The following is a 16737-nucleotide window of genomic DNA, read 5'->3' as shown; positions in this document are numbered from 1 at the left end:
GCGGCGGCACAGGGTGTGAGGGCCGGGCGGCTCAGCTCACCGCCTGCGCGACGAGGGCGGCGATGCGGGACTCCACCTCGGGCGTCACCTCGGTCAGGGCGAAGCCGGTCGCCCACATCGCGCCCTCGTCCAGCCGCGCCGGGTCGTTGAAACCGAGCGTCGCGTAGCGCGCCTTGAACTTCGCCGCGCTCTGGAAGAAGCAGACGATCTTTCCGTCCAGCGCGTAGGCGGGCATCCCGTACCAGAGCTTCGGCGCGAGGGCCGGGGCGGTGGCGGTGACGACGGCGTGGACGCGCTCGGCCATGATCCGGTCCGAGTCCCCCATCTCGGCGATCTTCGCGAGCACGTCCCGCTCCGCCTCGGCCGCCTTGTCCGCGCGCGAGGTGCGGCGCGCCGCCGTCTTCAGCTCCCGCGCGTGCTCCTTCATCGCGGCCCGCTCCTCGGCCGTGAACCCCTCGTACGCGTTGCCGACGGTGTCACTCATGGCGGATCCCCCCGTAGATCTCGATGTACGGCGACTTGCAGGGGACCCTACCGGCACCCACTGACAACGGGCTCCGGAACGGACGAAGGGAGCGGTCACCGGGTCCGCAGCAGCTCCACCAGGCCGCTGGTGTCCTCCTCGCCGTGGCCGTCGGCCAGCCGGCGGCGCATCAACTCCAGGAACGGCGCGAGCAGTTCCGTGCTCACCCCCTGTTCCGCGGCCGTGCGCAGCAGGGTGCCGCTGCCCGCGACCTGCATCGCCAGGCTGGAGACCACCGCGGAGGTGTGGTCGCCGGACTCCAGCCGTTCGGCCGTGCCGTGCGCCGCGCCGGCCATCGCGTTCAGCCAGGGCACGAGCAGTGCGGCGAGGTCCTTCGGTGCCACGTCCGTCCCGCGCAGCAGCGCGAAGGCGTGCGTGATCCCCGCGAACATGCCGTACATCCCGCTCAGCAGGGCCACGTCGTACAGGGCGGCCAGGCCCGGGTCGGCGCCGACGTACTCGGTGCCGGCCGGGACGGCGAGCGTGTCCCGGTGCTCCTCGAAAACCTCCGCCCGGCCGCTGTAGAGCACGAAGGCGCCGGGCGCGCCGATCATCGGCGGTACGGCCATGATCCCGCCGTCCAGGAGACGGGCGCCGCGCTCGTCGGCCCAGGCGGAGCGGGCGCGGGCGTCGGCGGGGGTGCCGGTGGTGAGGTTCACCAGGTCACGGCCGGCCAGGTCGGCGCCCTCCAGGGCGGCGCCGACGGAGGCGTCGTCGAGCAGGCAGGCCACGACGAGCCGGTTCGCGGCCACCGCCTCCGCCGCGCTCGCGGCCGCCACGGCTCCCTCGGCGGTCAGCGCGGCCGTACGGTCCGGCGTGCGGTTCCAGACGGTCAGCGGATGCCCGGCGGCGAGCCAGGCCCGCCCGAGCGCGGTGCCCATGGCGCCGGTGCCGAGCAGGGTCAGGGGGGTACGGGGGAGAGGGGAAGGGGAGTTGTCGTTCATGGCGACTAGGCTCGCCCGGGGAACCGCCGCGCAGAAGTACGCACTTCGAAGTGGGTGGTTTCCGGCGGGGAAGCGTGCAGGTCGGGAGGCGCGCGGGTAGAGACGCGCGGGTCGTGAAGCACGGGCCGTGAAGCGTGCGGATCGTGAAGCGCGGGTCGTGAAGCGTGCGGATCGTGAAGCACGGGTCGTGAAGCGTGCGGGTCGAGAAGGGGGAGCAGCATGCCGGTGGGGCGGCGGCCGGGGGCGTACATGTGCGGGACCGACGCGGCGATGGACATCATCGACGGCAAGTGGAAGGTGTCGATCCTGTGGGCGCTGGGCGAGGGCACCCGCCGTTTCGGCGTGCTGCGGCGGCAGCTGCCGGGAGTGACGGAGAAGGTGCTCGCCGCGCAGCTGCGCGAGCTGGAGGCCGACGGCATCGTGCACCGTGAGGAGTACGACGAGGTACCGCCCCGCGTCGAGTACTCGCTGACCGGGATCGGCATCCAGCTGAACGAGGCGCTGGCGCCGCTCGGGGTGTGGGGCGAGAAGCACGTCCTCGGCGGGGAACGGGCCCCGCGCTGAGGGCCGGCGACGGCCCCGCGCCGCGGCTCAGCGGCTCCCCGTGAGACGGGCGAACACCACCACGTTGCCCTGGTAGCCGGTGGCCTTCGAGTAGCCCCCGCCGCAGGTGATGACGCGGAGTTCGGGGCGCAGGGCCGTGCCGTACACCTTCTCGTCGGGGAAGTCGCGGGCCGAGTACACCTCCACCGCGTACACCGTGAACAGGGCCACGGTGCCGTCCTCGCGGTCCACCTCGATGCGGGCGCCGCGCCTGAGCGCGCCGAGGTCGTAGAAGACGGCGGGGCCGTCGGCGTTGTCGACATGGCCGGCGACGATCGCGGTGCCCGTCTCACCGGGCGTGGTGCCGGCCTCGTACCAGCCGGCCAGGTTCTTCTCCTTGGCGGGCGGTGCGTCCAGGCTGCCGGAGCGGGTGAGGGCGAGGCCCGTCAGGGGAGCGTTCACCCGGATCGCGGGGATACGGACACGGACCGGCACGGAGGGGGCCAGCCCGGGGGCCGCGCGGCGCTCACCGACCGGATCGGGGCGCCCCTCGGCTGCCGTCGGCTGCGGCGGGGCGTGTGTGCCGGTGCCGCCCACCAGCCACACACCCGAGCCGAGGGCCATGACGGTGACGGCGGCTATCGCGGTGTCGCCGAGCCGGGCGCTCCGGCCGCGCCCGGCAACCCTGGCGCTCCTGCGCATACCAACCCCTCTCCCGGGGACGGACCCCCTTCGGGCTCCCTCCCCCTCCGGGCCGCGAGGGGCGTCGGACCCGGAGGGGGCGGGATGTGCGGTACCGGCGGACGGACAGCGGAGGGTGTCCGTCAGATCCCGTCGCCTCTCGCCCGGCGATGCAGGAGCCAGGTACCGCCCGCGGCGGCGACGGCCAGCGCCGCCACACCCGCCGCGGTCTGCACGGGGTCGGGGCCGAGTCCGCCGCCGACCCCCGTCTTCACGCTTCCTCGCGGCTGCACCTGCCCGTGCGCCGCGCTCAACGCCACCACCAGGTCGCCCGAGACCTGCCGGTCCCCCTCGGCGCACCTGGCGACGATCTCGTACGTCCCCGGCTGCGCGCTCGGCGGCACCCGGAACTGGCCGATCGCCTCGCCCTCGTGCGTGCTGGGCGCCAGGGCGAAGGTGCCGGCGCCGACCGCGCCCGCGTCCCCGGTCGCGGCGCCGGACTCCCCGCACGCCGCCGTGTTCACCGTGACCTGGCTGCCGGGCGTCACGGTGGCCGGGTACACGTCCAGGCGGCCGGACTGGGCGTCCCGGAGGTGAGGCGCCGGGCGGACCGCGTCCACGGCGGCGTGGGCGGGTGCCGCGGCGGTCACGGCGAGCGCGGTACCGGCCAGGAGACGGGCAGTGCGTCGCATGGTGCTCCCCAGAGCTTGTCCGAGTCGTCCAGGGGTGCGCCCCTGCCCTACCGAGGTAAGTGGCTCCGGGCCGGGTCCGCTTCCTGAGGGAGCGTCAGGAATGCGGTGAACGGGTGTCGGCCGCACCACCCGCGCGGGCTAGCCGGCCCGCGGTTCCGGCAGGTCACGGGCGGGTCAGGGGCCGCGCGTAGAGAGCGGTGCGAAAAGCACACGAATGGAGCGGTGGGACCGGTGAACGGGTGACGGTGTGTCAGTGCTCCGGGGGCTGGTGCCCGAGCCGTGCCGCCAGGCCGTCGAGGACGACGTCGAGGCCGTAGCCGAACTTCGCGTCCCGGTCCCGGGCCGGGTCCCGGGGGGTGGTGCCGGCTCCCGTGTAGGAGGCGGCGAGATGGTCGTGGCCGGCGGCGGCCTGCCGGGCGGCGGGCATCAGGAGGGTGACGAACTCCGTCTCGCTCCGGCCGGACCTGGCGACCGTGGTGAGCCAGGCCGCCTCGGTGGTGCTCATGCCGAGCACGTACGCCAGCAGGGTGCTGATCGCCTGGTCGGGCTCGCGGAAGCCGGCCCCCGTGAACAGTGCGGCGAGCCGTTCGGAGAACGACATCAGGTTGGGGCCCAGATAGACGAGCCCCGCCTGGCCCATCACCGAGGACACCCAGGGGTGGCGCAGGACGGCCGTCCGGAAGGACTGCGCCGCCTCGCTCGCGGCGGCCCGCCAGTCGGGGGCCGGGCCGTCCGGCACCCGCACCTCGGCGGCGACCTCGTCGACGGCCAGCTCCATCAGCTCGTCCTTGGTGGCGACGTGCCGGTAGAGGGAGGTCGCGCCGGCGTTCAGGCGGGCGCCGAGCTTGCGCATGCTCAGGGCCTCGACGCCCTCCGCGTCCAGCATCGCCACCGCCTCGCGCACGATCGCCTCCCGGCTCAGCGCGGGCTGGCCGGGCTCGCGCCGCTGCCGGGCCCAGACGGAGGGGATCGGGTTCGGGGTGCTCCTGTCGGCCATGGGCGGGCTCCTTTGGTGCGTACGTTGTGCGCACCAGCGTACAGAGTTCAAAGGTTGCGCACACTGTTCCGCCGTGCGTACAGTGTTCGCATCGAACGGAACGGTGTACGCATAACGAGAACGCTGTGCGCGCCGCACGTGCTGAGGGGGAAATACCCATGGAAAGCCGCAGTCCCCGCCGCTGGTGGATCCTCGTGGTGCTGTGCCTGAGTTCGCTGGTCCTGGTGATCGACAACATGGCCCTCACCGTTGCGGTGCCCGCGATGACGGAGGACCTCGGGGCGAGCGCCCACGACATGCAGTGGATCCTCGACTCCTACATCCTCGTCTTCGCCGGCCTGCTGCTGACCTCCGGCAGCCTCGGCGACCGGTTCGGCCGCAGGAAGGTGATGCTGATCGGCCTGCTGCTCTTCGGGGCCGCCTCGCTGGCCGGGACGTTCGCCGTGAACCCGGCCGAGGTCGTCGCCGTGCGCGTCGCGATGGGCGTCGGCGGGGCACTGATCATGCCGTCCACCCTCTCCATCCTCATCACCGTCTTCGACGAGGACGAGCGCGGCAGGGCGATGGCGGCATGGAGTTCGGTGTCGATGCTCGGCCTGGTCGGCAGCCCGGTGCTGGGCGGTGTGCTGATCGACCACTTCTCCTGGCACGCGATCTTCTTCCTCAACGTCCCCGTCGTCGTGCTGGCCGTCGTCGCGGGCCTCACCCTGATGCCGGAGTCCCGGGCGCCGTGGCAGAAGGCCGACCCGCTCGGCGCGGTGCTGTCCGCTGCCGGAATGACGGCGCTCGTGTGGTGGATCATCGACATCCCGCAGCACGGCGCGTTCTCCGGCCGCCAGTTGCCGGCGCTCGCCGCGGCCGTGGTCACCCTCGTGGCCTTCGTCCTGTGGGAGAACACGACCCGGTCCCCGATGGTCCCGCTCGTCCTCTTCGGGCACCGCAACTTCAGCGGCGGTTCGCTCTCCCTGGCGCTCGTCCAGATCGGCAACGGCGGCCTGCTGCTGGTCCTCACCCAGTACCTGCAGTTCGTCCTCGGCTACTCGGCCGTCAAGGCCGGCCTCGCCTTCCTGCCGCTCGCGGTCACCGCGCTGATCGGCAACGCAGTGGGCATCAAGCTGGCCGCGCGGATCGGCAACCGGTTCGTGATCCTCGCCGGGATGCTGGTGATGGTCGCCTGCTTCGCGCTGCTCACCACGGTCGGTGCCGATTCCGGCCTCACCGTCCCGGCGGCCGCCCTCGGCCTGCTCGGCCTGGGCGCCGGCCTGGCCATGCCGGCGGCGGTCGCGGCGCTCATGGGCACCATCCCGGCGGACAGGGCGGGCGTCGGCTCGGCCCTGAACGACACCATCCAGCAGGCCGGCACCGCGCTCGGCATCGCGATTCTCGGCTCGCTGCTCACCAGCGGCTACACGGACCGAATGCCCTCCGGTGCCCCCGCGGCGGCCCGCGAGTCCATCGCCGGCGCCTTCGCCACGGCCCGCCCGGACCTGCTGCGCGCCGCCCGCGAGGCCTTCGCCTCCGCGATGACGACCACCTTCGCGCTCAGCGCCCTCGGCGTCCTCGCCGCGGCGGTCCTGGCGACGGCGGTGATGCGGGAGGCGAAGCCGGCGGGGCCGGCCCCCGCCGAGCCGGAGCGGCAGCCCGAACCGGCCGCCTGAACCGGCCGCGCGAACCGGCAACCGGCCGCGCGAACCGGCAACCGGCTGCGCGAACCGGCTGCCTGAACCGGAGTACGCGAGAAGGCCGGTGCCCACTCGGGGCACCGGCCTCGTGCCGTCGCCGTCGGCTCAGCTGACGTTGACCGCGCTCCAGGCGGCGGCCACCGCGTTGTACTCCGCGCTGCCCGCGCCGTAGAGGTCCTTCGCCGCGTTCAGGGTCGCCGTCCGCGCCCCCTTGTAGTTCGTCGAGGACGTCATGTACACCGTCAGCGCCCGGTACCAGATCTTGCCGACCTTGTCCCGGCCGATGCCGGTGACCGTGGAGCCGTTGTAGGTGGGGGAGTCGTAGCTGACGCCGTTGATGGTCTTCGCGCCGCTGCCCTCGGCGAGGAGGTAGGCGAAGTGGTTGGCGACGCCGGAGGAGTAGTGGACGTCGAGGTTCCCGACCGACGAGCTCCAGTAGTCCGCCGAACTGCCGTCCTTGGACGGCTTGTCCATGAAGCGCAGGGCGGCCTTGCCGAAGCCGGGCTTCACGATCTTCTCGCCGATGAGGTAGTCACCGGTGTCGGAGGAGTTGTTCGCGTACCACTCCACCATCGTGCCGAGGATGTCCGAGGTGGCCTCGTTCAGCCCCCCGGACTCGCCCGAGTAGGTCAGTGCGGCCGTCTTGGACGTCACCCCGTGGGACATCTCGTGCCCGGCGACGTCCAGGGCGACCAGCGGCCCGAACGTGGTCCCGTCACCGTCGCCGTACGTCATGCAGAAGCAACTGTCGTCCCAGAAGGCGTTGTTGTACTTGTTGCCGTAGTGGACGCGGTTGTACGAGCCCTTGCCGTCGCCGGCGATGCCGTTGCGGCCGTGGACGTTTTTGTAGTAGTCCCAGGTCTCGTTGGTGCCGTACTGGGCGTCGACGGCGGCCGAGGCGCGGTCGGCGGTGGTGCCGGTGCCCCAGTGGTTGTCGGCGTCCGTGAACAGGGTCGCGGGGGCCCGGCTGAAGCAGATGCCGAAGAAGCACAGGTCGGTCTTGCCCTCGGCGTCACCGGTGTAGGTGTTGCCGCGCGTCGGGTCCTTGAGCTGGTACGACGACCCGGACTGGGTGGTCTCCAGCGGCACGGTCCCGCCGTACAGCGAAGAGCCGTCGCCGGTGGCCGTCTCGATGCTGTCCCAGGCGTCGATCTGCGCGCCGGTGCGCGCGTCGGTCAGCACGGTCCGGGCGACGGGGTTGCCGAGCGAGTCCCGGCCGACGGCGTTGGTGCGCCAGGCCAGCTTCGGGCTGCCGTGCAGCGCGTCGACCACCAGCTCCGGCTTGGCCTTGATCTGCTTCAGCGCCTCGCCGAGGTTGGCCGCGCGCAGCGCGTTCACCGCCAGGCCGGCGGCCCTGGGGCCGGAGACCCGCGGGGTGACGGAGGGCACGGAGACCGCCTGCCGGGTGGCGCGGTCGGCGCCGCGGTAGCTCCCGTCCGCGGCCAGGTGGACGACGAAGTCGCCGCCGAGCACGGGGAGTCCGTGGTACGTGCGGTCGTAGCGGACGTGCTGGGTGCCGTTGCCGTCCACGATCACGTCGCGGACGCCGGCGTCCTGGGCGGAGGTGAGGCCCAGGGTCGCCGCGTGGGCCAGGAGTGCCGATGCCGCGTTCTCGACCGCGGTGGCCCGGGTCGGTCTGGCGTCGGCGTGGGCGGCGGGGGAGAGGCCGACGGCCAGCAGGGTCGCGGCGGCTGCGGCGACACCGGCGGTGGCTGTGCGACGGGTTCCTCGGACGTGGTGCCGTATCCGGCTCATCTGTCTCCTAGGGAAGGCGCCAGGTTAGGCGTGGGGGTGGCGCTGATGTCCCGAGATTTAAGTGGCCATGACATGTCATGTCCATAGCCTCTTCATGGAGATGTGTGGGGAGCCGGCGTGGGTAGAGAATCGTTTCCGTGATCGCCGAGGAACCACGCGAGGATGTCCGCCCCCTGCCCTTCCTCGTCTACGGCACGCTCCGCCCCGGCGAGGTGAACCACGACCTGTTCCTGCGCGGCCGCACCCTCGCCGAGGAACCGGGACACCTCACCGGCGCCGTCCTGTACGACGGACCCGGCTATCCCTACGCCGTCGAGGAGTCCGGCGAAACCGTGCGCGGGGAGCTGGTCACCGCCCGGCCGGAGGCCTACGGGGAACTGCTCGCCGCCCTGGACCGGCTGGAGGAGTACGTACCGGGCGACCCCCGCAACCTCTACGAGCGCGCCGCCCGGGACGTCGTACGCGCCGCCGGCGGCACCGTCCGGGCCTGGGTCTACCTGGCCGCCCCGGGGATCGCCGCCCGGCTGCGCGGCACCGGGACCCGCATCACGGGCGGCGACTGGATCTCCCGCCGCTGACCCGGCCCGGCAGCACCGTCCCCTCGGGCACCTCGACGCCCAATACCTAGGCCTTCGGGTCCAGGACCTCCACCCGTACCGCGCAGGACTTGAACTCCGGCATCCGGGACGTCGGGTCCAGCGCCGGGTTGGTGAGCGTGTTGGCCCGGCCCTCGCCCGGCCAGTGGAAGGGCATGAAGACGGTGTCCGGGCGGATGGCGCCGGTGATCCGGGCCGGCGCGACGGCCCGGCCGCGCCGGGAGATCACCGCCAACCGGTCGCCGTCGGCCGCACCCAGCCGGGCCGCGAGCCGCGGATGCAGCTCCACGAACGGCCCGGGCGCCGCCGCGTTCAGCTCCGCGACGCGCCGGGTCTGCGCCCCCGACTGGTACTGGGACACCACCCGGCCGGTGGTCAGCAGCAGCGGATACTCGGCGTCCGGTTCCTCGGCGGTGGCCCGGTGCACGACGGGGACGAAGCGGGCCCGGCCGTCGGGGGTGGCGAAGCGGTCGCCGAAGAGGCGGGGGGTGCCGGGGTGCGGGCGGGCGGCGGACGCGGCCCCCGCGGCCGGCTCGTCCGGGCAGGGCCAGAAGACGCCGTTCTCCTCGGCCAGGCGGCGGTAGGTGATGCCCGAGTAGTCCGCCGGGCCGCCCGCGCTGGCCCGGCGGAGTTCCTCGAAGGTCTCCTCCGGGTCGGTCGGGAAGCCCTTCTCCACGCCGAGCCGGTCGGCCAGCTCGTGCAGGACGTACAGATCGCTGTGGACGCCGGGCGGCGGCGTGACGGCCTGGCGGCGCAGCAGCACGCGGCCCTCCAGACTGGTCGTCGTGCCCGTCTCCTCCGCCCACTGGGTCACCGGCAGCACGACGTCCGCCAGCTCCGCCGTCTCGGACAGGACGACGTCGGCCACGGCCAGGAAATCCAGCGACCGCAGCCGCTCCTCCACGTGGGCCGCGCGGGGCGCGGACACCACCGGGTTGGAGCCCATCAGGAGCAGCGCCCGCACGTCCGTGCCGAGGGAGTCGAGGAGTTCGTAGGCGCTGCGCCCCGGACCGGGCAGGCTGTCCGGGGGCACGCCCCACACCCCGGCCACGTGCCGCCGCGCCGCGGGATCGTCCAGCTTGCGGTAACCGGGCAGCTGGTCGGCCTTCTGGCCGTGCTCGCGGCCGCCCTGCCCGTTGCCCTGCCCGGTCAGACAGCCGTAGCCGGAGCGGGGACGGCCCGGCCGGCCGGTCGCCAGGCAGAGGTTGATCCAGGCGCCCACCGTGTCCGTGCCCTTCGACTGCTGCTCCGGCCCCCGAGCGGTCAGCACCATCGCCGCGTCCGGCGCACAGAACATCCGCACCGCCTCCCGGAGCTGCGGCACCGGCACCCCGGTGATCCGCTCCACGTACTCCGGCCAGTGCGCCATCGCCGCCGCCCGGGCCTCGTCCCAGCCCGTGGTCCGCTCCCGGATGTACTCCTCGTCCGTCCGCCCCTCCGCCACCACCAGGTGCAGCAGGCCGAGGGCCAGGGCGAGGTCGGTGCCCGGCCGGGGCGCCAGGTGCAGGTCGGCCTGCTCGGCCGTCCGGGTCCGGCGCGGATCCACGACGATCAGCGTGCCGCCGTTCTCCCGCAGTTCCGAGAAGAACCGCAGCGACGGCGGCATGGTCTCGGCCAGGTTGGACCCGACGAGGATCACACAGCCGGTCTTCGGGATGTCCTCGAGCGGGAACGGCAGCCCGCGGTCCAGACCGAACGCCTTCGTGCCCGCCGCCGCGGCCGACGACATGCAGAACCGGCCGTTGTAGTCGATCTGCGACGTGCCCAGCACCACCCGCGCGAACTTGCCCAGCGCGTACGCCTTCTCGTTGGTCAGCCCGCCCCCGCCGAACACGCCGAGCGCGTCCGGGCCGTACCGCTCCCGCGCCGCCCCGAGCCCCTCGGCGATCCGGTCCAGAGCCCGGGGCCAGCCCGCCTCCACCAGCCGGCCGCCCTCCCGCACCAGCGGCGTGGTCAGCCGCACCGCGGGCGACAGCACCCGGGCCGCCGTACGGCCCTTGCCGCACAGCGCACCCCGGTTGACGGGGAAGTCCGGTCGCTCGGTGACCTCGACGCCCCCCTGCGGCAGGGACGTGACGTTCATCCCGCACTGCAAGGCGCAGTACGGGCAGTGGGTGGGCGTCGAGGCGTTCTCCATACCGCCCAGCGTGCGTCCGCCGTGTTACGGCCCCTGGTCGTGTCCGGTTACGCCCCCGGCACGGCGACCTCCCCGCCGGCCCGGGGGTGTCGTGAGGTCGCGGTGCGTTGCTACTGCCGGTTCAGCGAGCGGGTGACGCCCGCCGCGATCGTGGTGGCCAGTACCCAGCCGGTGGCCGTCAGCAGGTACGCCAGCCACTGGTACCGGCCGCGCGGCGCGAAGGCACTCCCCTGGCCGAAGTCGATGATCGGCAGCAGCAGGTCGAGGGTGTAGGCGAGCGGATTGAACGCCGGCGCCTCGGCGGGCTTGAGCGCCGGCGGATGGTGCAGGGCGAAGGCGAGCGTTCCGGTGCACAGCAGCAACAGCAGCCAGCCCGCTGCCCGCATCGGGCGGAATCCGTAGCCGACGGCCGCGTCCTGGAGCAAGCCCCACAGCCGGGCGTAGGGCGGCAGGGTGCGGCGGTGGCGGCGGAGCCTGGCCAGCTGGACGGTGCGCGCGGAGGCGTCGTCGCCGACCGTGCGGTACGCGGTGGTCAACTGCTCGTACGGCTGCGGAAGGTAGCCGTCCGGGTCGCGTTCCAGCAGCGCGAGACGCTGTCCGGCCGGGAGGTGCGGGGTCAGCACGCGGTAGCCGAGCCCGTCCAGCCGGACCCGGTGCGGCCACACCTCGGGCGGTACGTGCAACAGGTCGAACTGGGCCCGGCGCAGATTGACGTCCCCGTCGATGGGCGCGGCCTCCCGCAGCCACAGCTCGCCGATCACACTGCTGCTGGCGCGCAGGGCCTGGCCGCCCGGGTCGGACAGACGGGCATGGGCGAGGTTGAGCTGCCGGGGGATCCGGGCACCGGCCAGGTTCACCCGGCCGCGGGTCCGCAGCCGCATGGCGTGCAGGTCGGTGCCGACCGTCAGCACCTCGGCGTGCAGCACGGTCTGCCCGGGAGCGGTCAGCTCCGCGTCGTCGAGGTTCACCTGGTTGCGGACGACCGTCCCGTTCAGGTGGACCTTTCCGTGCGCGACCAGGCCCGGGGCCCACACGTCCGTGCCGATCTCGGCGTGGTTGAGCTGGAGGACGGCCTCCTCGGGGTCCTCGCCGGGCACACCGAGCCGCGCGCCGTTGGCGAAGAACGCCCCGGACAGCTTCGCGCCCTGGAGCCGGACCGGCCCCGTGATCCGGCAGCAGGTGATCCGCACGACCCCCTCGGCGCGCAGGGTCCCGGCCGTCAGCCCGGGCAGCACCGAGTCGCTCAGGACCAGGGCGCCGACCTGTGCCCCGTACAGGTCGGGCGCCTCCTCGAAGTGGCAGGAGCGCAGCCGGACGGGGTGGCCGACCGTGCCGTACTTGAGGTCCAGCCGCCCGGTGATCCGCGCGCCCGTCACCTTCAGGCCGGCTATCCGCCCCGCCCGCACCGGCCCGTCCAGCAGCAGCTCCCGCAGCACCTCCGCGCGCAGCGTGCGCTCGGCGCCCCACGAGGCGCCCAGTGCGGGATCGTCGTCGTCGCCCTGCCGGAAGTCGACCCCCTCGCCGAGCGGGAACGCCTCCAGGACACGGCGCTCGGCGGGCGTCAGACCGGTGGTCTCCATGCCTCAGTCCCGTGCTCCCGCGAGCGCCTCCGCGACGCCCGGCTCCTTCGGCCCGAGGAATTGCGGATCGGGCCGCAGCAGCGCGTCCAGCGCCGCCTTGCCGGCCGCGAACACCTCGCGCGTGCCGCCGTAGTACCAGGTCACGTCGTGCTTGTCGTCGACCCCGACGCCGTACGAGTCCACGCCCGCGGCCTCGCACAGCGCCACCGCCCGCCGGATGTGGAAGTCCTGGCTGATCAGCACCGCCCGGTCCACCCCGAAGATCTTCTTGGCCCGGACGCAGGAGTCCCAGGTGTCGAACCCGGCGTAGTCGCTCACGATCCGCGCGTCCGGCACCCCGTGCTTCGTCAGGTAGGCGCGCATGGCGTCGGGCTCGTCGTAGTCCTCGCGGCTGTTGTCCCCGGTGACCAGCACGACCTCGATCCGTCCCGTCCGGTACAGCCCGGCCGCCGCGTCCAGCCGGCGCGCGAGGTACGGCGACGGCCGATCCTCGTTCCACAGCCCCGCCCCGAACACCACCGCCACCTCGGTGCGCGGCACGTCCGCGGTGGTCCGCAGCCGGTCCGCCGTGGACACGTACAGCCAGGTCATCGGCAGCAGCGCCAGCACGCACCCGGCCATCACGGCCTGCACCAGCCGCCGCTGCCCCGTCCGGGTGCGCGGCAGCCGCGGTCGACGGATCCTCATGCGGCCCCCCAGTGATCGGTCCCGACCAAGGAGGACGCGAGCGACGGCGATCCGGTTCGCCTCACATCGTGCATCCGTGCGACGTGAACCGGCGGAAAACGCTCGTGACGGCACGGCAACGGCCGCGCAACCTGACGACGGCAGGATCCTTCCATGACGGCGTCGCACCCTCCCCGCTCCGAGTCCGGCATCCGCCTCGACAGCACGGCGCACCTCGTGAACGGCATCGGCAGCCGGCTCGCCGGGCGGCTCCGGCTCGTCTCCCCGCCCGTCCGCCGCCCGGCCCCGCCCCCGCTCGTCCTGGTCGCCCACGGCAGCCGCGACCCGCGCGCGGCGGCCACCGTACGGGCCCTTCAGGACCGCGTGCGCGCACTGCGCCCCGGGCTCCCCGTGCACCTGGGCCACATCGAGCTGAACGAGCCCCTGCTCCCCGGCACCCTCGCCGCGCTCGGCGACACCGAGGCCGTCCTCGTCCCGCTGCTCCTGTCCCGCGGCTACCACACCAGGCAGGACATCCCCGGCATGGCGGCCACGGCCCGGGCCCACACGCGCCTGGCCGCCCCGCTCGGCCCGCACCCGCTGCTGGCGGACACCCTGTACGACCGCCTCGCCGAGGCCGGCTGGCCCGCGGACATGGACGAGCCGACGCGCCGCGCGAGCGCGGTCGTCCTGGCCGCCGCCGGCTCCCGGGACCCCGACTCGGCCACCGACACCCGCCGCACCGCCCGCCTCCTCGCCGACCGCCTCGGCGTCCCGGTGGTCCCGGCCTACGCCTCGGCGGCGGCCCCGGCCGTCCCGACGGCCGTACGCGCACTGGCGGCCCGCGGCCGGCCCCGGGTGGCGATCGCGTCGTACTTCACGGCCCCGGGACGGTTCGCGACGCAGTGCGCCGAGCAGGCCCCGTGGATCGTCTCGGCCCCCATGGGCGCCCACCCGGCGATGGCCCGCCTGATCCTGCACCGCTACGACCAGACCCGGGCGACGCGGGCGGAGCCGGCCTCGGCCTGAGACGGAGCGGCGGCTTCGTGCGGGACGTTCCGGTGCAGCGGCCCGCCCGATGTCACCGCCGACCCGTACTGTCGAATCATGGAAGGCACCGCAGGAACCGCAGACACCGCAGGAATCGACACCGCACCCTCCTCGGTCTACGACCCGGCGTCGGTCGAGCGCTGGGCCCCCGAGCCGGACAAACGCCCGGGCCGCACCGCCTTCCAGCGCGACCGCGCCCGCATCCTCCACTCCGCGGCGCTGCGCCGCCTCGCCGGCAAGACCCAGGTCGTCACCCCCGGCACCCGAAGCCACGCCTGGGACGCCAGCCCCCGCACCAGGCTCACCCACTCCCTGGAGTGCGCCCAGGTCGGCCGTGAGCTGGGCGCGGCCCTCGGCTGCGATCCCGACCTGGTGGAGGCGGCCTGTCTGTCCCACGACCTCGGCCACCCGCCCTTCGGCCACAACGGCGAAACCGCGCTGAACGAGTTCGCCGACGACTGCGGCGGCTTCGAGGGCAACGCCCAGTCCCTCAGGCTCCTCACCCGCATCGAGCCCAAGCGCTTCACCGAGGAGGGCTCCGTCGGCCTCAACCTCACCCGGGCCACCCTCGACGCCGCCACCAAGTACCCGTGGCCGCGCGGGGCGCACCCGACCGACCCGGCGTCCCGGAAGTTCGGTGTGTACGAGGACGACCGCCCGGTGTTCGACTGGGTCCGGGCCCACGCCCCGGGCACCCGCACCTGCTTCGAGGCGCAGGTCATGGACTGGTCGGACGACGTGGCGTACTCGGTGCACGACGTCGAGGACGGCCTGCACGCCGGTCACATCGACCCCGACAGCCTGCACGCGGAGTCCGAACGGCAGGCGGTGTTCGCGGTCGCCATCGGGCGCTACGTCCCCGCGGACACCGACCCGGCCGAGCTGGCCGAGGCCCTGGAACGCCTCCAGGCCGAGGAGTGGTGGCCGCACGGCTACGACGGCACGGCCGTCGCCCAGGCCCGCCTCAAGGACGCCACCAGCCAGCTCATCGGCCGGTTCTGCCTCGCCGCGGAGTCCGCCACGCGCGCCGCGTGGGGGTACCACCCGGGCCGTCCGGGCACGGGGGCGGGCACCGGCCGGCTCACCCGCTACGGCGCCGAGCTGGTCGTACCCCGCCGGACCCGCATGGAGTGCGCGGTGCTCAAGGCGGTCGCGGACCGGTACGTGATGCAGCGCGCCGAGCAGGAGCGGCTCCGGGCCGACCAGCGGGTGATCGTCGCCGAGCTGGCCGAGGCGCTGACCGCCCGCGCCCCCGACGGCCTGGACCCCCAGTTCCGGGCCCTGTTCGACGCGGCGGGCGACGACCGGGCGCGCAAGCGGGTGATCGTCGACCAGATCGCCTCCCTCACCGACGCCTCCGCCCTCTCGCTGCACGCGAGACTGACGGGGCATATGTAGAGGGAACGTGACCCGGCGTGGCCTGATCGGGTCACCCCCTCTTCCCGCAGCACGCCACGTGCGGGACGCTCGCATGTGGCGGCACACGCTGTGTTCTCTGGGGAGACACCCCCCAGACCCCCGTAGGAGGCATCAAGTGGTCGACGCGGATCAGACATTCGTCATCGTCGGAGGCGGCCTCGCCGGCGCGAAGGCGGCCGAAACGCTCCGGGCGGAGGGCTACAGCGGACGGGTGATACTGATCTGCGACGAACGCGACCACCCGTACGAGCGACCGCCACTGTCCAAGGGCTATCTGCTCGGCAAGGAGGAACGCGACAGCGTCTTCGTGCACGAGCCCGCCTGGTACGCGCAGAACGACATCGAGCTGCATCTCGGCCAGACCGTGGACCGCATCGACCGCACGGCGAAGACGGTCCGCTTCGGTGAGGACGGCACCCTCGTCCGGTACGACAAGCTGCTGCTGGTCACCGGTGCCGAACCGCGCCGCCTCGACATCCCCGGCACCGGCCTGGCGGGCGTCCACCACCTGCGCCGCCTGGCGCACGCCGAGCGGCTGAAAGGCGTCCTCCAGCACCTCGGCCGGGACAACGGGCACATCGTGATCGCCGGCGCCGGCTGGATCGGCCTGGAGGTCGCGGCAGCCGCCCGCGAGTACGGCGCCGAGGTCACGGTGATCGAACCGGCCCCGACCCCGCTGCACGGCGTCCTCGGCCCCGAGCTGGGCAACGTCTTCGCCCAGCTGCACCGCGAGCACGGCGTCCGCTTCCGCTTCGGCGTGCGGCTCACCGAGATCGTCGGCCAGGACGGCATGGTCCTCGCGGCCCGCACCGACGACGGCGAGGAGCACCCGGCGCACGACGTCCTCGCGGCCATCGGCGCGGCGCCGCGGATCGCGCTCGCCGAGGCGGCGGGGCTGGAGATCGCCGACCGGGCGCACGGCGGCGGCATCGTCGTCGACGAGCGGCTGCGCACGTCCGACCCCGAGATCTACGCGGCCGGTGACGTCGCCTCCTTCCCGCACGCCCGGTTCGGCACCCGGCTGCGGGTCGAGCACTGGGCCAACGCGCTGAACGGCGGACCGGCGGCGGCGCGCGCGATGCTGGGCAGGGAGGTGGTCTACGACCGCGTGCCCTACTTCTTCACCGACCAGTACGACCTGGGCATGGAGTACAGCGGCTGGGCGCCGCCCGGGACGTACGACGAGGTGGTGATCCGCGGCGACGCCGGCAAGCGGGAGTTCATCGCGTTCTGGGTGGCGCAGGGACGCGTGCTGGCCGGGATGAACGTGAACGTGTGGGATGTCACAGAGCAGATCCAGAAACTGATCCGGGCCGCGGTGCCGGTGGATCTCGAAGCGCTCGCGGACCCGCACGTGCCGTTGGAGAGCCTCGGCGCCTAGGCGTCCGCCGCCGTCCGGCGGGCCGCGCCCGCGGGCCGTGCGCGGTCGCCGGCGAGGTTCCCGCGCCACCGAGGGGGCGCCGCGCCCCCGT

15 protein-coding genes are annotated in these 16737 nt (G+C 73.7%); 6 read left to right on the top strand and 9 right to left on the bottom strand.

The window, feature by feature from the left end:
• Positions 1-31: 31 nt before the first annotated feature.
• Entirely contained in the window at positions 32-484 is a 453-nt protein-coding gene (locus JK361_RS09495) for an iron chaperone (RefSeq protein ID WP_201815272.1), read from the bottom strand.
• A gap of 95 nt (positions 485-579) precedes the next feature.
• Positions 580-1467 carry an NAD(P)-dependent oxidoreductase gene (locus JK361_RS09490; protein WP_201815271.1) on the bottom strand — a complete coding sequence of 296 codons (888 nt, stop codon included), beginning with the start codon at positions 1465-1467 and terminating at the stop codon, positions 580-582.
• A 219-nt stretch (positions 1468-1686) separates the two neighbouring features.
• On the opposite strand from JK361_RS09490, the gene JK361_RS09485 reads away from it, so the two are divergent.
• Complete coding sequence (locus JK361_RS09485; RefSeq protein ID WP_201815270.1) at positions 1687-2031, top strand: winged helix-turn-helix transcriptional regulator; 345 nt, start codon at positions 1687-1689, stop codon at positions 2029-2031.
• Positions 2032-2058: 27 nt separating this feature from the next.
• Here JK361_RS09485 and JK361_RS09480 read toward each other — a convergent pair whose 3' ends face one another.
• From JK361_RS09480 to JK361_RS09470, 3 genes are all read right to left on the bottom strand, one after another.
• Positions 2059-2712 carry a class F sortase gene (locus JK361_RS09480; protein ID WP_201815269.1) on the bottom strand — a complete coding sequence of 218 codons (654 nt, stop codon included), beginning with the start codon at positions 2710-2712 and terminating at the stop codon, positions 2059-2061.
• A 122-nt stretch (positions 2713-2834) separates the two neighbouring features.
• Positions 2835-3383 carry a hypothetical protein gene (locus tag JK361_RS09475; RefSeq protein WP_201815268.1) on the bottom strand — a complete coding sequence of 183 codons (549 nt, stop codon included), beginning with the start codon at positions 3381-3383 and terminating at the stop codon, positions 2835-2837.
• Between the two features lie 250 nt (positions 3384-3633).
• Positions 3634-4380 (bottom strand): TetR/AcrR family transcriptional regulator, encoded by a 747-nt coding sequence (locus JK361_RS09470; RefSeq protein WP_201815267.1) that lies wholly within the window; start codon positions 4378-4380, stop codon positions 3634-3636.
• A 158-nt stretch (positions 4381-4538) separates the two neighbouring features.
• Between JK361_RS09470 and JK361_RS09465 the strand changes: the two genes are divergently transcribed.
• A complete protein-coding gene (locus tag JK361_RS09465) occupies positions 4539-6038 on the top strand; it encodes an MFS transporter (protein WP_201815266.1) in 1500 nt (499 codons plus the stop codon).
• A 129-nt stretch (positions 6039-6167) separates the two neighbouring features.
• Here JK361_RS09465 and JK361_RS09460 read toward each other — a convergent pair whose 3' ends face one another.
• A complete protein-coding gene (locus JK361_RS09460; RefSeq protein WP_201815265.1) occupies positions 6168-7817 on the bottom strand; it encodes a M4 family metallopeptidase in 1650 nt (549 codons plus the stop codon).
• A 137-nt stretch (positions 7818-7954) separates the two neighbouring features.
• Here JK361_RS09460 and JK361_RS09455 point away from each other — a divergent pair, with 137 nt between their 5' ends.
• On the top strand, positions 7955-8395 hold the full coding sequence (locus JK361_RS09455; RefSeq protein WP_201815264.1) for a gamma-glutamylcyclotransferase family protein: 441 nt from the start codon (positions 7955-7957) through the stop codon (positions 8393-8395).
• 46 nt (positions 8396-8441) lie between these two features.
• On the opposite strand, the gene JK361_RS09450 is transcribed toward JK361_RS09455, so the two are convergent.
• The 3 genes from JK361_RS09450 to JK361_RS09440 all read right to left on the bottom strand — a co-directional run bounded on the left by JK361_RS09450 (position 8442) and on the right by JK361_RS09440 (position 12817).
• Positions 8442-10550 carry a molybdopterin oxidoreductase family protein gene (locus JK361_RS09450; RefSeq protein WP_201815263.1) on the bottom strand — a complete coding sequence of 703 codons (2109 nt, stop codon included), beginning with the start codon at positions 10548-10550 and terminating at the stop codon, positions 8442-8444.
• A 110-nt stretch (positions 10551-10660) separates the two neighbouring features.
• Positions 10661-12130 carry a membrane-associated oxidoreductase gene (locus JK361_RS09445; RefSeq protein ID WP_201815262.1) on the bottom strand — a complete coding sequence of 490 codons (1470 nt, stop codon included), beginning with the start codon at positions 12128-12130 and terminating at the stop codon, positions 10661-10663.
• Positions 12131-12133: 3 nt separating this feature from the next.
• On the bottom strand, positions 12134-12817 hold the full coding sequence (locus JK361_RS09440) for a SanA/YdcF family protein (protein ID WP_201815261.1): 684 nt from the start codon (positions 12815-12817) through the stop codon (positions 12134-12136).
• Between the two features lie 153 nt (positions 12818-12970).
• Here JK361_RS09440 and JK361_RS09435 point away from each other — a divergent pair, with 153 nt between their 5' ends.
• The 3 genes from JK361_RS09435 (at position 12971) to JK361_RS09425 (ending at position 16646) form a co-directional block, all read left to right on the top strand.
• Positions 12971-13825 carry a sirohydrochlorin chelatase gene (locus JK361_RS09435; RefSeq protein WP_201815260.1) on the top strand — a complete coding sequence of 285 codons (855 nt, stop codon included), beginning with the start codon at positions 12971-12973 and terminating at the stop codon, positions 13823-13825.
• A gap of 78 nt (positions 13826-13903) precedes the next feature.
• Positions 13904-15244, top strand: a complete 1341-nt coding sequence (locus JK361_RS09430; protein WP_201815259.1) for a deoxyguanosinetriphosphate triphosphohydrolase — start codon at positions 13904-13906, stop codon at positions 15242-15244.
• A gap of 136 nt (positions 15245-15380) precedes the next feature.
• Positions 15381-16646 (top strand): NAD(P)/FAD-dependent oxidoreductase, encoded by a 1266-nt coding sequence (locus JK361_RS09425; protein ID WP_201815258.1) that lies wholly within the window; start codon positions 15381-15383, stop codon positions 16644-16646.
• Positions 16647-16737: the final 91 nt, after the last annotated feature.

It is taken from the genome of Streptomyces musisoli, assembly GCF_016741855.1.
Classification (GTDB): Bacteria; Actinomycetota; Actinomycetes; order Streptomycetales; family Streptomycetaceae; genus Streptomyces; species Streptomyces musisoli.
Note: the sequence above shows the minus strand (reverse complement) of the source record. Positions and strands in the feature narration are given on the sequence as shown.

Excerpts from the sequence above, each read along its gene's own strand:
- JK361_RS09495 (WP_201815272.1), bottom strand. The coding sequence starts at position 484 with ATGAGTGACACCGTCGGCAACGCGTACGAGGGGTTCACGGCCGAGGAG.
- JK361_RS09490 (WP_201815271.1), bottom strand. The coding sequence starts at position 1,467 with ATGAACGACAACTCCCCTTCCCCTCTCCCCCGTACCCCCCTGACCCTG.
- JK361_RS09485 (WP_201815270.1), top strand. The coding sequence starts at position 1,687 with ATGCCGGTGGGGCGGCGGCCGGGGGCGTACATGTGCGGGACCGACGCG.
- JK361_RS09480 (WP_201815269.1), bottom strand. The coding sequence starts at position 2,712 with ATGCGCAGGAGCGCCAGGGTTGCCGGGCGCGGCCGGAGCGCCCGGCTC.
- JK361_RS09475 (WP_201815268.1), bottom strand. The coding sequence starts at position 3,383 with ATGCGACGCACTGCCCGTCTCCTGGCCGGTACCGCGCTCGCCGTGACC.
- JK361_RS09470 (WP_201815267.1), bottom strand. The coding sequence starts at position 4,380 with ATGGCCGACAGGAGCACCCCGAACCCGATCCCCTCCGTCTGGGCCCGG.
- JK361_RS09465 (WP_201815266.1), top strand. The coding sequence starts at position 4,539 with ATGGAAAGCCGCAGTCCCCGCCGCTGGTGGATCCTCGTGGTGCTGTGC.
- JK361_RS09460 (WP_201815265.1), bottom strand. The coding sequence starts at position 7,817 with ATGAGCCGGATACGGCACCACGTCCGAGGAACCCGTCGCACAGCCACC.
- JK361_RS09450 (WP_201815263.1), bottom strand. The coding sequence starts at position 10,550 with ATGGAGAACGCCTCGACGCCCACCCACTGCCCGTACTGCGCCTTGCAG.
- JK361_RS09445 (WP_201815262.1), bottom strand. The coding sequence starts at position 12,130 with ATGGAGACCACCGGTCTGACGCCCGCCGAGCGCCGTGTCCTGGAGGCG.
- JK361_RS09440 (WP_201815261.1), bottom strand. The coding sequence starts at position 12,817 with ATGAGGATCCGTCGACCGCGGCTGCCGCGCACCCGGACGGGGCAGCGG.
- JK361_RS09435 (WP_201815260.1), top strand. The coding sequence starts at position 12,971 with ATGACGGCGTCGCACCCTCCCCGCTCCGAGTCCGGCATCCGCCTCGAC.
- JK361_RS09430 (WP_201815259.1), top strand. The coding sequence starts at position 13,904 with ATGGAAGGCACCGCAGGAACCGCAGACACCGCAGGAATCGACACCGCA.